Origin of the sequence: Kocuria sp. SL71, from assembly GCF_026672465.1 — a bacterium.
Classification (GTDB): domain Bacteria; phylum Actinomycetota; class Actinomycetes; order Actinomycetales; family Micrococcaceae; genus Kocuria; species Kocuria palustris.
The window spans coordinates 1,250,210-1,263,551 of the sequence record NZ_JAPPRE010000001.1 but is presented as its reverse complement, the minus strand read 5'-3'; the positions used below and the strand labels follow the sequence as shown (position 1 = coordinate 1,263,551).

The following is a 13,342-nucleotide window of genomic DNA, read 5'->3' as shown; positions in this document are numbered from 1 at the left end:
GGGTGCTCAGCGGATAGGATGGCCTGTCGTCCGCGCGGGAATCCCCGCGCATCACGCCGACCGGCGCAGCGGGACCCGAACCAGGGTCCGTACCGATCGAGCGACGACGACCGCCACCCGACGCCCGCCCTCGCGGCGGCTCGGTGCGTGCTGAGTCGACTCCCACAGGACGTCAGGCCCGGCACGCGAACGATCCCGGCGCTGCCGCTGCCCAGCATGCGAGTCAGCGCCGAGCCAGGCGGCACCGACAGACCACCACAGACCTGCAAAGGACAGTGCGACATGGCTGAGAACCATTCGAACTCCCGGGGCAAGCGCCCCTCCCAGAGCCGCGGCAGCGGCCCGTCCCGCCCCGGCAAGGGCTCGGGCGGCCGCTCCGGCGCACCGGGACGCTCCGGCGGTCCCGGCAAGGGCCCGAAGAGCGGCCCCAAGACCGGCCCCAAGGGCGCCGGCCCCCGCGGTGCAGCAGCCGGAGGCCCCAAGGGCCGTCCCGGCAAGCCCGCCACCAAGGCGAATGCCGTCGGCCCCAAGGCGCCCAAGGGCCAGAAGGGCCCCAAGCCCTTCGCCAAGTCGGAGCGCTACGGGCGCAAGATGCCGGACAAGGTGGCGATCTACGGACCGCACCGCCGTCGTCGTCCCAAGAACCCGCCGGTGGACCGCCTGGAGGTCCACGACTCCGAGGGCGTGCGCCTGCAGAAGCTGCTGGCCAACGCCGGAGTCGCCTCGCGGCGGGTGTGCGAGGAGATGATCGCCGAGGGCCGCGTGACGGTCGACGGCCAGAAGGTCACCGAGCTCGGCGTGCGCGTGGATCCGCGCACCGTGGAGATCACGGTCGACGGGCTGCCCATCCAGCTCGATGACAAGCTCGTCTACTTCGCCTTCAACAAGCCGGAGGGCGTCGTGTCCTCGATGGAGGACCAGGAGGGGCGTCCGTGCATCTCGGACTTCCTCACCTCCTCCAAGCACCTCCAGCACCGCGTCTTCCACGTGGGTCGCCTGGACTCGGAGACCGGGGGCCTGCTGCTGCTGACCAACGACGGCGAGCTCACCAACCGCCTGACCCACCCCTCCTACGAGGTGCCCAAGACCTACCTGGTGCAGGTGCGCGGGCCCATGGAGAAGGGCATCGGCGACATCATGAAGGCCGGCGTCGAGCTCGAGGACGGCGTGGCCAAGGTGGACGAGTTCCGCCTGGTCGACTCCGTGCCCGGCCACATCCTGGTCGAGGTCGTGCTGCACTCGGGGCGCAACCGCATCATCCGCCGCCTCTTCGACGCCGTGGGCTACCCCGTGGAGCGCCTGGTGCGCACCCAGGTGGGCCCCATCCGCATCGGCGATCAGAAGCAGGGCGTGGTGCGCGATCTGTCCAACACCGAGGTCGGGCACCTGCTGGCCTCCGTGGGCCTGGAAGGCTGAGGGTGGCCGCTGAGACCGCTGCCGAGGGGCCCGTGCTGATCATCGGCGCGGGCCTGCTCGGCGCCTCGGTGGGCCTGGGCCTGCGGCATCTGGGTGTGTCCACCTGGCTGCGCGATGCCTCCCCGACCGCCGAGGCCATCGGCGCGGACATCGGCGCCGGCAGCTCCGAGCGCCTGGCCCTGGCGGCGGGGGAGACCGTCCCCGAGCCGAGCCTGATCGTGGTCGCCACGCCTCCGGACGTCGTCGTGGAGACCGTGGCGCAGGCCCTGGCGGAGCACCCGCAGGCGATCGTCACGGACGTGGCCTCGGTCAAGTCCGCGATCCAGGAGGGTCTGCGCGCACGCGGTGCGGATCTGCGCCGCTACGTGGGCTCCCACCCCATGGCCGGGCGCGAGCGCTCCGGGCCGGTGGCCGCGCGCGGCGAGCTGTTCACGACCATGCCGTGGGTGCTGTGCGCAGCGCCGGAGACCGATCCGGCGGCCGTGAAGCGCGTGCGCTCGCTGGCCCAGGACCTGGGCGCGCACGTCACGGAGCTGGAGGCGGATGAGCACGACGCCGCCGTGGCCCTGATCTCGCACGTCCCCCAGGTGATGTCCTCGCTGCTGGCCTCGCGCCTGCAGGACACGCCGCTGCACCATCTGTCCCTGGCGGGGCAGGGTCTGCGCGACACCACGCGCATCGCCGCCTCCGATCCGGGGCTGTGGGTGCAGATCCTCTCGGCCAATGCCGGCTCGATCGTGCCGTCGCTGCACGGCGTGCGCGAGGACCTGGACCGGCTGATCAACACGCTGGAGGACCCCACGGGCCCGGGCGCGCGCCTGGACATGGCCGAGCTGATCGCCGAGGGCAATGCGGGTCAGGCCCGGATCCCGGGCAAGCACGGCGGAGCCCCCAAGGCCTTCGCCCAGCTCACCGTTCTGGTGGATGACAAGCCCGGCAAGCTGGGCGAGCTGTTCAGCGCGGTCGGCGAGACCGGGATCAACCTGGAAGACTTGCGCCTGGAGCACTCCCTGGGCCGGCGCGTCGGCCTGGCGGAGATCTCCGTGGACCCGAACCGTCGGGATGAATTGGTGGAGGCGCTCGAGCAGCGCGGATGGAAGGTGGTCCAGTGACCGAGCACAGCACCCAGGCCGTGGTGGCCATCGACGGACCCTCCGGGTCCGGCAAGTCCACGGTCTCCAAGGAGATCGCCCGCCGGCTGGACCTGGGCTACCTGGACACCGGGGCCATGTACCGCGCCGTGGCCTGGTGGGCCGTGCACAGCGGCATCGACCTGGGCGACGGCGATGCCGTGGTGGAAGCCGCCCGCACCGCACCGATCGAGGTCTCGACCGATCCCGATCAGCAGCAGGTCCGCGTGGACGGCCAGGACGTCACCGCGGCCATCCGCTCGACCGAAGTGACCGGCGCGGTCTCCTCGGTCTCCACCATCCCGGCCGCGCGCGAGATCCTGGTCCGGCGCCAGCGCGAGATGATCGAGGCCTCCGGTCGCCGGATCGTGGCCGAGGGCCGCGACATCACCACCGTGGTGGCCCCCGACGCCGACGTCCGCGTGCTGCTCACCGCCTCCGAAGCGGCCCGGCTCTCCCGCCGCGGAGCGCAGCTGGGCTCCTCGCAGTCCAAGGAGGCCCTGGCCGCGCAGGTCACCGGCCGCGATGCCAAGGACTCCAAGCTGGTGAACTTCACCGACGCCGCCGACGGCGTCACGCACCTGGACTCCTCGGAGCTGAGCATCGAGCAGACCGTCACCGCCGTGATGGACCTGGTCCTGCGCGCGGTCCCCGAGCTCGCCTGAAGCTCCCGCACACTTTTCCGCACCACATCAGAAGGAGGGGCCCGATGCCCGAGACCCCCGAGAACACGAACCACGACTCCGAGTGGTCCGGCCCCGGCCCTGAGGGAGCGCCTCAGCGCCCGGCGGATCAGTACGAGGAGAAGATCCTCGGCGGCGGCGATCAGGACATCTCCGAGCGCCTGGCCGCGATCGACGACGACGAGGCCGAGCTGCGCGCCGAGGCCCTGCGCGAGGGCCTGGAGGACTACGACCTCGACGAGGAGGACCTGGCGCTGCTCGCGGAGTGGGCCGGCGACGACGTCGCGGACCTGTACCGCAAGCCGGCCCCGGTGGTCGCCGTGGTCGGTCGCCCGAACGTCGGCAAGTCCACGCTGGTCAACCGCGTGATCGGCCGCCGCGAGGCCGTCGTGGAGGACGTCCCCGGCGTGACCCGCGACCGCGTGCGGTATTCCGCCGAGTGGATGGACCGGCCCTTCACCATGGTCGACACCGGCGGATGGGAAGCCGATGCCACCGGCATCGATCACTCCGTGGCAGAGCAGGCTGAGCTCGCCGTGGAGCAGGCCGATGCCGTGCTGCTCGTCCTGGATACCACCGTGGGTGTGACCGCCACCGACGAAGCCATCGTGGGCATGCTGCGCCGGGCCAACAAGCCTGTCATCGTGGTGGCCAACAAGGCCGATTCGCAGGCCATGGAGCTGGAGGCCACCGCGCTGTGGTCGCTGGGCATGGGGGAGCCGTACCCGGTCTCCGCGCTGCACGGCAAGGGTGCCGCGGACCTGCTGGACGCCCTGTTCGAGATCCTGCCCGAGTTCTCCGAGGTGGCCGAGCCCGAGCTGGTCGGCGGACCGCGCCGCGTGGCACTCGTGGGCCGCCCCAACGTGGGCAAGTCCTCCATGCTCAACAAGCTGGCCGGCTCCGAGCGCGTGGTCGTCAACGAGCTCGCCGGAACCACCCGCGACCCCGTGGACGAGAACATCGAGCTCGGCGGGAAGACCTGGCGGTTCGTGGACACGGCGGGCATCCGCCGTCGTCAGCACATGGCCAAGGGCGCGGAGTACTACGCCTCGCTGCGCACGCAGTCGGCGATCGAGCGGGCCGAGGTCGCGCTGATCCTGCTGGCGGTCGATGAGCCGCTGGCCGAGCAGGACGTGCGGATCGTGCAGACCTCGATCGACTCGGGCCGAGCGATCGTGCTGGCCTTCAACAAGTGGGACCTGCTCGACGAGGAGCGCCGGTACTACCTGGAGCGCGAGATCGAGAAGGACCTGGCGCACGTGGCCTGGGCCCCGCGCGTGAACGTCTCGGCCAAGACCGGCTGGCACAAGGACAAGCTCGTCCCCGCCCTGGAGACCGCGCTGGAGTCCTGGGACACCCGCATCCCCACCGGGCGCCTCAACGCGTTCCTGGGCGAGCTCGTGGCCGCGCACCCGCACCCGCTGCGCGGCGGCAAGCAGCCGCGCATCCTGTTCGGCACGCAGGCCTCCACGCGCCCGCCCAAGTTCGTGCTGTTCACCACGGGCTTTCTGGATCCCGGCTACCGACGGTTCATCGCTCGACGGCTGCGCGAGACCTTCGGCTTCGAGGGCACCCCGATCGAGGTGACCATGCGCGTGCGCGAGCGCCGCTCCCGCAAGCGCTGAGCCCCGAACTCTCCACGACGGCCCCGATCCCTTCTGCGCGACAGGGATCGGGGCCGTCGTCGTGCCCGGGGCCGCGACGGCCGCTCGGTGAGTGTCCACGGGGCCTCCGCCGCGGGGCTCGGTGACGGACGCGCCCCGAAAAGTGTGGTCAGACCACATCGAGTGCGTAAGCTGGCCCACAACTGCTAGTACCCCAAAGGGGGCGGCGGCTCGCGTCGCGCTCCCGGAGATGGAGTCTCTGTGTTCTCGAAGATCTTGGTGGCCAACCGCGGTGAGATCGCGGTGCGCGCCTTCCGCGCGGCGTACGAGCTCGGGGCCAAGACCGTGGCCGTGTTCCCCTACGAGGATCGCAACTCGATCCACCGGCAGAAGGCCGATGAGGCCTACCGGATCGGGGAGGAGGGCCACCCGGTCAAGGCCTACCTGGACGTGGACGAGATCATCCGCGTGGCCCTGGAGTGCGGCGCCGATGCGATCTACCCCGGCTACGGCTTCCTGTCCGAGAACGCGGAGCTGGCAAGAAAGTGCGCGGACAACGGCATCACGTTCATCGGCCCTGCCGCCGACGTCCTGAGCCTGGCCGGCGACAAGGTCGCCGCGCTCAAGGCCGCCAAGAAGGCCGGGATCCCCACGCTGGCCAGCTCCGAGCCCTCCGATGACAAGGAGCAGCTGCTCGAGTGGGGCAAGGAGATCGGCTTCCCGGTCTTCGTGAAGGCCGTGGCCGGCGGCGGCGGGCGCGGCATGCGTCGCGTGGAGTCCGAGGACAAGCTCGAGGACGCACTCGATGCCGCCATGCGCGAGGCCGGCACCGCGTTCGGGGATCCCACCGTGTTCCTGGAGCAGGCCGTGCTCAAGCCGCGGCACATCGAGGTCCAGGTCCTGGCCGATGCCACCGGCGAGACCGTGCACCTGTTCGAGCGCGACTGCTCGCTGCAGCGCCGCCACCAGAAGGTCATCGAGATGGCGCCGGCGCCGAACCTCGACGAGGACATCCGCCAGGCACTGCACAAGGACGCCGTCGCTTTCGCGAAGGAGCTGGGCTACCTCAACGCCGGCACCGTCGAGTTCCTGGTGGACACCGTGGGCGAGCGCGCCGGGCAGCACGTGTTCATCGAGATGAACCCGCGCATCCAGGTGGAGCACACCGTGACCGAGGAGGTCACGGACGTCGACCTGGTCCAGGCCCAGATGCGCATCGCCGCGGGGGAGACTCTGGAGCAGATCGGCATCCGCCAGAAGGACCTGTACGTCCGCGGCTTCGCCATGCAGTGCCGCATCACCACGGAGGATCCGGCCAATGGGTTCCGCCCGGACGTCGGGAAGGTCTCGGCCTACCGCTCCGCAGGCGGTTCGGGCGTGCGCCTGGACGGCGGCACGATCTACGCCGGTGCGGAGATCTCCCCGCACTTCGACTCCATGCTGGTCAAGCTGACCTGCCGCGGCCGCGACTACCAGACCGCCGTGCACCGCGCCTCGCGCGCGCTCGCCGAGTTCCGCATCCGCGGCGTGGCCACCAACATCCCGTTCCTGCAGTCGGTGCTGCAGGATCCCGAGTTCCTGGACGGGCAGATCACCACCGACTTCATCGAGCGCCACCCGGAGCTGCTCGAGGCCCGCGGCTCCGCCGATCGCGGCACGCGCGCGCTGCAGTACCTGGCAGAGGTCACCGTCAACCAGCCCAACGGCCCGCGCGTTGAGGGCATCGATCCCCGCGAGAAGCTGCCGCGCCACCCCGGCGACAAGACCGAGGAGCCGGATCGCTCGCCGTTCGACGGGCCCTCCGAGGCGCCGTACCCCGAGGGCTGGCGCAGCTACCTGCTCGAGCACGGCCCCGAGGAGTTTGCGGCGCACCTGCGCTCCAAGACCTCGGTGGCCGTCACCGACACCACGTTCCGCGACGCCCACCAGTCTCTGCTGGCCACCCGCATCCGCACCCGTGACCTGCTGGCCGCCGCTCCCGCCTACGCGCACACCGTCCCGCAGCTGTTCTCTGTCGAGGCCTGGGGCGGCGCCACTTACGACGTGGCGCTGCGCTTCCTGGGTGAGGACCCCTGGGACCGGTTGGCCCGCCTGCGCGCGGCCATGCCGAACATCCCGATCCAGATGCTGCTGCGCGGGCGCAACACCGTGGGCTACACCCCGTACCCGGTGGAGGTCACGGACGCCTTCGTGAAGGAGGCCGCGGCCACCGGCGTGGACATCTTCCGCATCTTCGATGCCCTCAACGACGTGTCCCAGATGGAGCCGGCGATCAAGGCCGTGCGCGAGACCGGGACCGCCGTGGCCGAGGTGGCACTGTGCTACACCTCCGATCTGCTGGATCCGGACGAGACCGTCTACACGCTGGACTACTACCTGGACCTGGCCCAGCAGTGCGTCGACGCCGGGGCGCACATCCTGGCGATCAAGGACATGGCCGGTCTGCTCCGCCCGGAGGCCGCACGCCGTTTGGTCACCGCGCTGCGTGAGAAGTTCGACCTGCCCGTACACCTGCACACCCACGACACCGCCGGCGGGCAGGTGGCCACGCTGCTGGCCGCCGTCGAGGCCGGGGTGGATGCCGTGGACGTCGCCGCAGCCTCGATGGCCGGGACCACCTCGCAGCCGTCGGCTTCGGCCCTGGTGGCAGCGCTGAAGCACACCGAGCGCGAGACGGAGCTGTCCCTGGACGCCGTCTCCGACCTGGAGCCGTACTGGGAGATCGTGCGCGGGATCTACTCGCCGTTCGAGTCCGGGCTGGCCGGTCCCACCGGTCGCGTGTACCGCCACGAGATCCCGGGCGGGCAGCTGTCCAACCTGCGCCAGCAGGCGATCGCTCTCGGGCTGGGGGAGAAGTTCGAGAAGGTCGAGGACATGTACGCCGCGGCCGACCGGATGCTGGGGCACCTGGTCAAGGTGACGCCGTCGTCCAAGGTCGTGGGCGATCTGGCCCTGCAGCTCGTGGGCATGGACGTGGATCCGGCCGAGTTCGAGGCCAACCCGCAGAGCTTCGACATCCCCGATTCCGTGATCGGCTTCCTCAACGGCGAGCTCGGCACTCCGCCGGCCGGCTGGCCCGAGCCGTTCCGCACCAAGGCGCTGGAGGGGCGGCACGAGACGCCCTCAGAGAAGGACCTCTCCGACGACGACCTGGCCGGTCTGAACTCGGACGACGCCGCTGTGCGCCGCTCGACCCTGAACCGGCTGCTGTTCCCCGGCCCCACCCAGGAGTTCGAGGCGCGTCAGGCGGAGTACGGCGACATGTCCGTGCTGCACACCCGCGACTTCCTCTACGGCCTGCTGCCGGACAAGGAGCACATCGTCTCCCTGGGCCGCGGCGTGCGCCTGCTGGTCACCCTGCAGGCCATCTCCGAGGCCGATGAGAAGGGCATGCGCACCGTGATGGTCACGCTCAACGGGCAGATGCGCATGCTGGAGGTCCGCGACACCTCGGTGGCCACGGACTTCGTGGAGGCCGAGAAGGCGGACAAGTCCAACCCGGGGCACGTGGCGGCGCCCTTCGCGGGTGCGGTGACGCCGACGGTCTCCGAGGGCGACAAGGTCGAGGCCGGCGACAAGATCGCGACGATCGAGGCCATGAAGATGGAGGCCTCGGTGACCACCCCGGTGGGCGGCACAGTCAAGCGCGTGGTCGTCCAGGGGCCGGCGCAGGTGGCCGGTGGGGATCTGGTGGTGGAGATCGAGACGGAGTGATCCTGTTCGGAGACTAATGAAAAGTGGCCCCGGCGATCTGCAGATCGCCGGGGCCGTCGTCATTTGTGTGTTCTTTCATCCTTCAAGAGGGCTGTGTACTGTGAATCAGCCGAATGCATCCTGTGCATCATCTGGGTGTCGGATCCCGTTCGGTGTGACCATGCATCGAACGAAGGAGCCGCTCCATGTCCCTGCCCGTGTCCCGTGGATCCCTGGGAGCGGTCGCCGTCATGGCGAGCGCATCCCTCCTGCTGAGCGCATGCAGCGGGTCGGGGGGCTCTGATGCGTCAGCCGACTCCTCCGATGGGGGCTCGGACCTCTACACCGTGCAGCGCGTGATCGATGGCGACACCATCGAGGTCGAGGGACAGGGCGAGCAGCTTACCGTCCGCCTGCTGAACATCGACACCCCGGAGACGAAGGACCCGAACGAGATCGTCAAGTGCCTGGGTCCCGAGGCGACGGAAGAGCTGAAGTCGCTGCTCAACGAAGGCGATCAGGTGCGCCTGGAGTACGACGTCGAGCGGAAGGACTCCTACGGCCGCACGCTGGCCGGGGTCTACGAGGATGACGTGCTGATCAACGCCGAGATCGCCCGCGCGGGGCTGGGCGTGCCCATGGCGATCGATCCGAATTACCGGTTCTACGACGAGGTCGAGGCCGCATTCGAGGAGGCTGCTGATGCTGAGGTCGGCTTCTTCGACCCGAGCATCGATTGCACGATCCCGGCGCAGGCGGAGGATGCTCAGTCGCCGGAGGACGCCCAGGAAGTCCTGGATGTGATTGAGGATGCCGCCCACTCTCATGCCTGGGTCGCCGAGCTTCGTGATCACCACGGCATCTCTCCGCATATCTCCGATCTGCGCTTCCGGAGCCGAGAGGTCTCTGGCGGCAAGGATGAGTCGTCGTCGGCGGACAGCACCGAGTCCTCGGAGGATGCCGGGGCCGCGGCGGGTCTCGATGAGGACGAGTACTCGATGCCCGAGTCCTCGGAGGACATCGACGTGGACCAGTACGTCCCCGAGGATCTGTCCGAGGCCGAGCAGTACATCCCCGACGAGGCGCGCGACGCGGTCGACGACTACGTCGACGTTCCGGATGTCTCCGCGCCGGAGCCCGCAGCCCCTGCGCCCGCACCCGACCCGGCTCCTCGGCCCGCTCCGGCCCCGGCCCCCAAGCCCGTGCCGGCTCCTGCCCCCAAGCCGGCACCCGCACCGGCTCCTGAGCAGAACGACAACAGCTCGTCGGGCGGCGATGGCGCCTATCCGGGCTACACCGGTCCGCGCTGCTACGCCCCGGGCGGCAAGACCTGGACGCCCTGCTGATCCAGGAGATGCGTTCACCGCAGTGACATCACGCGGCCCCGGGATTCTTCGGATCCCGGGGCCGCTTGTCTTGCGCCTTCTGAACCGGCTCCACCACATAGGCTGCCTTTCAGCGGAGCAGTCGAGGGCAGGAGCCAGGGTGAAAAAGCAGGTCGAGGTCGTCGGTGCAGTGCTAGTCGACAGGCAGTCGGTGCTGGCTGCGCGGCGCAGCGAGCAGATGAGCCTGCCCGGCATGTGGGAGTTCCCCGGTGGGAAGATCGAGGCGGGGGAGACGCCCGAGGAGGCGCTGGCTCGCGAGCTCGTCGAGGAGCTGCAGTGCACCGCCGAGATTGGTGCGCACGTGGAGACCACGGTCTACGAGTACGAGAAGATCATCGTCTCCCTGGCCACCTACTACTGCACCCTGCGCCAGGGCACGCCCCGGCTGACGGAGCACTCTGAGATCCGCTGGGTGCCCGTGGAGGAGCTGCGCAAGCTGGACTGGGCGCCGGCGGACATCCCCGCTGTCGAGCGCGTGATCCAGGACCTGCAGGCATGAAGCGCGAGGCGCTCCGCGCCGACACTGCCTTCGGCTTCCTGGACAGGCAGACCGCCTCGGAGCAGCTGCACCACCCGGTGCTGATCTCCAATGACGACGCGAACACGATGCTGCGCGGCATCCTCGACGAGCTGCGCCGCTCCCGCAGCTTCCTGTTCTCCGTCGCGTTCGTGACCACCGATGCCCTGGCGATGCTCAAGCAGCCGCTGCTCGACTTCGTGGCCGCCGGCGGCACCGGGCGGATCGTCACCTCCACGTACCTCAACTTCAACGCCCCGGACGCGCTGCGCGAGCTGCTCGCCCTGCCCGGCATCGAGGTCTACGCCCACCTGGATCCCAAGCGCGGTTTCCACTCCAAGGGCTACGTCTTCGACCAGGAGCTGGGCACCACCGCGATCATCGGCAGCTCGAACCTGACGTCAAACGCGCTGCTGCGCAATCGCGAGTGGAACCTGCGCTTCTCCGCGCTGCCCGAGGGCGATATCGCCGAGCAGCTGCGCACGGCCGTGGACCGGCAGATCGACGAGGCCGTCGTGCTCACCCACGAGCTCATCGACGCCTATGCGATCGAGTACGCGCAGCGTCCGCAGCTCGTGGCGACTCCCGTCGACGGCTTCCTGCCGCCGGCGTCGTCGGGGATCCCGACGACGATCGTGCCCAACTCCATGCAGGAGGAAGCGCTCGAGCGGATCGAGCGGCTGCGTCTGGCGGGGGAGCGGCGGGCCCTGGTCATCTCCGCGACGGGCACCGGCAAGACGATCCTGGGCGCGCTGGAAGTCCGCCAGGCCAAACCGCGCAAGATGCTGTTCGTAGTGCACCGCGAACAGATCGTGGACAAGGCGCTCAGCGAGTTCCGACGCGTGCTCGAAGAGACTGCCGATCAGTTCGGCAAGTTCGTGGCGCAACGACGGGATCTGGACCGGCGATATGTCTTCGCCACGATCCAGTCGATCTCCCGTCCTGGGGCGCTGGAGGAGATCGAGGCCGCCGGCTTCGACTACGTGATGATCGATGAGGTCCACCGCTCGGGTTCGCGCACCTATCGGGAGATGATCGATCGACTCACCCCGGATTTCCTCCTGGGGCTCACCGCCACTCCGGAGCGCACGGATGCCGTCGATGTGTTCGAGCTCTTCGAGCACAACGTGGCCTATGAGATCCGTCTGCAGGCAGCGCTGGAAGCCGACATGCTCGTGCCGTTCCACTACTACGGCGTGCAGGACTTCCAGTACGAGGACGGCACCACCGTCGACGAGACCGCGCAGCTCTCCCGGCTCGTGGCTCCCGAGCGCGTGCACCATCTGCTGCGAATGATCGAGCGCTATGGACACAATGGCGAGGTGCGCGGGCTGATCTTCTGCAGCCGAGTGGAGGAAGCTCGGGAGCTCAACGAGCTGCTGAATCTCTCTGCCGTCAACGGCCGGCGGCTGAGGACGGAAGCACTCACGGGTGCGCAGTCGCAGCAGGAGAGGACGGCCGTCGTCGAACGACTGGAAGCCGGCGAGCTCGACTACATCCTGACGGTCGACATCTTCAACGAGGGCATCGATATCCCGTCCGTGAATCAGGTGGTGATGATGCGCCAGACGCAGTCGCGGATCATCTTCACCCAGCAGCTCGGGCGCGGGCTGCGGCTGTCCGAGGGCAAGGATCATCTGCGGGTCATCGACTTCATCGGCAACTACACCAACAACTACATGATCCCCATGGCGCTGTTCGGGGATTCCTCGCTGAGCAAGGACCAGCTTCGCCGGCAGGTCCTTGGCGCGCAGACCGCCGGAGCGATCTCGGGCCTGTCGTCTGTGAACTTCGACGAGATTGCCCGTCAGAAGATCCTCGACTCCATCACCGACACCACGCTGGACTCCCTGGCGAATCTGAAGACGGCGTACCGGGAGATGCACCAGCGGCTGGGACAGCAGCCCTGGCTGATGGACTTCGCCCGCTTCGACACAGTCGATCCTGTGGTGCTGGCTACTGCCAGGTTGAAGACCTATTGGGACTTCCTGGTGAAGGTCGAGACTGTCGAGCAGGCCCCGACGGAAGCGCAGCGCGGCTACCTGATCATGCTTGAACGCGAGTTGCTGCCTGGGAAGCGTCCTCACGAGCTGCTCCTGCTGCAGACGCTGCTGGGCGGTGAGTCGCTGACGCGATACGAGTTCCGCAAGATGCTGCGATCGCAGGGTCTCGACGACGATCCCTTGACCGTCATGTCAGCCGAACGAGTGCTGACGTACGCGTTCTTCACCGTGACCGAGAAGGAGACCTACGGAGGTACCGGTGTTCTGGAGACTCCGGGGCAGGGATACGAGCTGTCGCAGGCCTTCCGAGACCAGTGGGAGTTCGATGAGATGTTCCGGGCGCACGTGCGCGATGCAGTCGAGACGGGGCTGTACCTGGCCCGGCATCGACATGGCTGGACCAGTCGACTCCAGCAGGGCCATCGGTACTCCCGCAAGGACGTGTGCCGTCTCCTGGGATGGAAGACGAACCAGCAGGGCGTGGTCAATGGATACAAGATCGACAAGGCCACGGGCACCTGTCCCGTCTTCATCACATACCACAAGGATGACGACGTCTCCGCGTCCACGAAGTACGAGGACAAGCTGCTCGATCCGTCGACGGTCCGCTGGTACACGCGCAGCCGGAAGACGCTTCAGTCGAGCGACGAGCGGGCGATCGCCGCCGATGAGGTCTCGCTGCACGTGTTCGCCAAGAAGGACGATGCCGAGGGCACCGACTTCTACTACCTGGGCCAGGCCGCCCCGCGCGAGGCCGAGCAGTCGCAGATGCCCGACGACTCCGGGGCCATGCTGCCGGTGGTGACCATGAAGCTCGACCTGGAGACGCCGCTGGAGGACAGCCTGTACGAGTACTTCCTGCGGCCGACGTCGCCGGGTGCGTCGATGTGAACTTGGCCCGCCGGTGCGGT

General features: G+C 68.9%; 8 protein-coding genes. All 8 read left to right on the top strand.

Annotated features, from left to right (window positions below; translation table 11 throughout):
- Positions 1-282: 282 nt before the first annotated feature.
- The 8 genes from OVA15_RS05650 to OVA15_RS05615 all read left to right on the top strand — a co-directional run bounded on the left by OVA15_RS05650 (position 283) and on the right by OVA15_RS05615 (position 13,322).
- On the top strand, positions 283-1,416 hold the full coding sequence (locus OVA15_RS05650; protein WP_268143674.1) for a pseudouridine synthase: 1,134 nt from the start codon (positions 283-285) through the stop codon (positions 1,414-1,416).
- Between the two features lie 2 nt (positions 1,417-1,418).
- Positions 1,419-2,528, top strand: a complete 1,110-nt coding sequence (locus tag OVA15_RS05645) for a prephenate dehydrogenase (RefSeq protein ID WP_268143672.1) — start codon at positions 1,419-1,421, stop codon at positions 2,526-2,528.
- Positions 2,510-3,211 (top strand): (d)CMP kinase, encoded by a 702-nt coding sequence (gene cmk, locus OVA15_RS05640; protein WP_390886424.1) that lies wholly within the window; start codon positions 2,510-2,512, stop codon positions 3,209-3,211. Before OVA15_RS05645 ends, cmk begins: the two co-directional genes overlap by 19 nt.
- Before the next feature lie 44 nt (positions 3,212-3,255).
- On the top strand, positions 3,256-4,854 hold the full coding sequence (gene der, locus OVA15_RS05635; protein WP_259904048.1) for a ribosome biogenesis GTPase Der: 1,599 nt from the start codon (positions 3,256-3,258) through the stop codon (positions 4,852-4,854).
- 240 nt (positions 4,855-5,094) lie between these two features.
- The gene (locus OVA15_RS05630; protein WP_268143668.1) at positions 5,095-8,547 is read left to right on the top strand and encodes a pyruvate carboxylase; all 3,453 of its coding nucleotides are present in this window, start codon (positions 5,095-5,097) and stop codon (positions 8,545-8,547) included.
- Positions 8,548-8,732: 185 nt separating this feature from the next.
- Positions 8,733-9,872 carry a thermonuclease family protein gene (locus tag OVA15_RS05625; protein WP_268143666.1) on the top strand — a complete coding sequence of 380 codons (1,140 nt, stop codon included), beginning with the start codon at positions 8,733-8,735 and terminating at the stop codon, positions 9,870-9,872.
- A gap of 139 nt (positions 9,873-10,011) precedes the next feature.
- On the top strand, positions 10,012-10,410 hold the full coding sequence (locus OVA15_RS05620) for a (deoxy)nucleoside triphosphate pyrophosphohydrolase (RefSeq protein ID WP_006215806.1): 399 nt from the start codon (positions 10,012-10,014) through the stop codon (positions 10,408-10,410).
- Positions 10,407-13,322: a DUF3427 domain-containing protein gene (locus tag OVA15_RS05615; protein WP_268143663.1), complete on the top strand. Its 2,916-nt coding sequence runs from the start codon at positions 10,407-10,409 to the stop codon at positions 13,320-13,322. The genes OVA15_RS05620 and OVA15_RS05615 overlap by 4 nt, the downstream gene beginning before the upstream one ends.
- Positions 13,323-13,342 lie beyond the last annotated feature (20 nt).

Coding starts and splice junctions, on each gene's coding strand:
- OVA15_RS05615 (WP_268143663.1), top strand. CDS start 10,407: ATGAAGCGCGAGGCGCTCCGCGCCGACACTGCCTTCGGCTTCCTGGAC.
- cmk (WP_390886424.1), top strand. CDS start 2,510: ATGGAAGGTGGTCCAGTGACCGAGCACAGCACCCAGGCCGTGGTGGCC.
- OVA15_RS05650 (WP_268143674.1), top strand. CDS start 283: ATGGCTGAGAACCATTCGAACTCCCGGGGCAAGCGCCCCTCCCAGAGC.
- der (WP_259904048.1), top strand. CDS start 3,256: ATGCCCGAGACCCCCGAGAACACGAACCACGACTCCGAGTGGTCCGGC.
- OVA15_RS05625 (WP_268143666.1), top strand. CDS start 8,733: ATGTCCCTGCCCGTGTCCCGTGGATCCCTGGGAGCGGTCGCCGTCATG.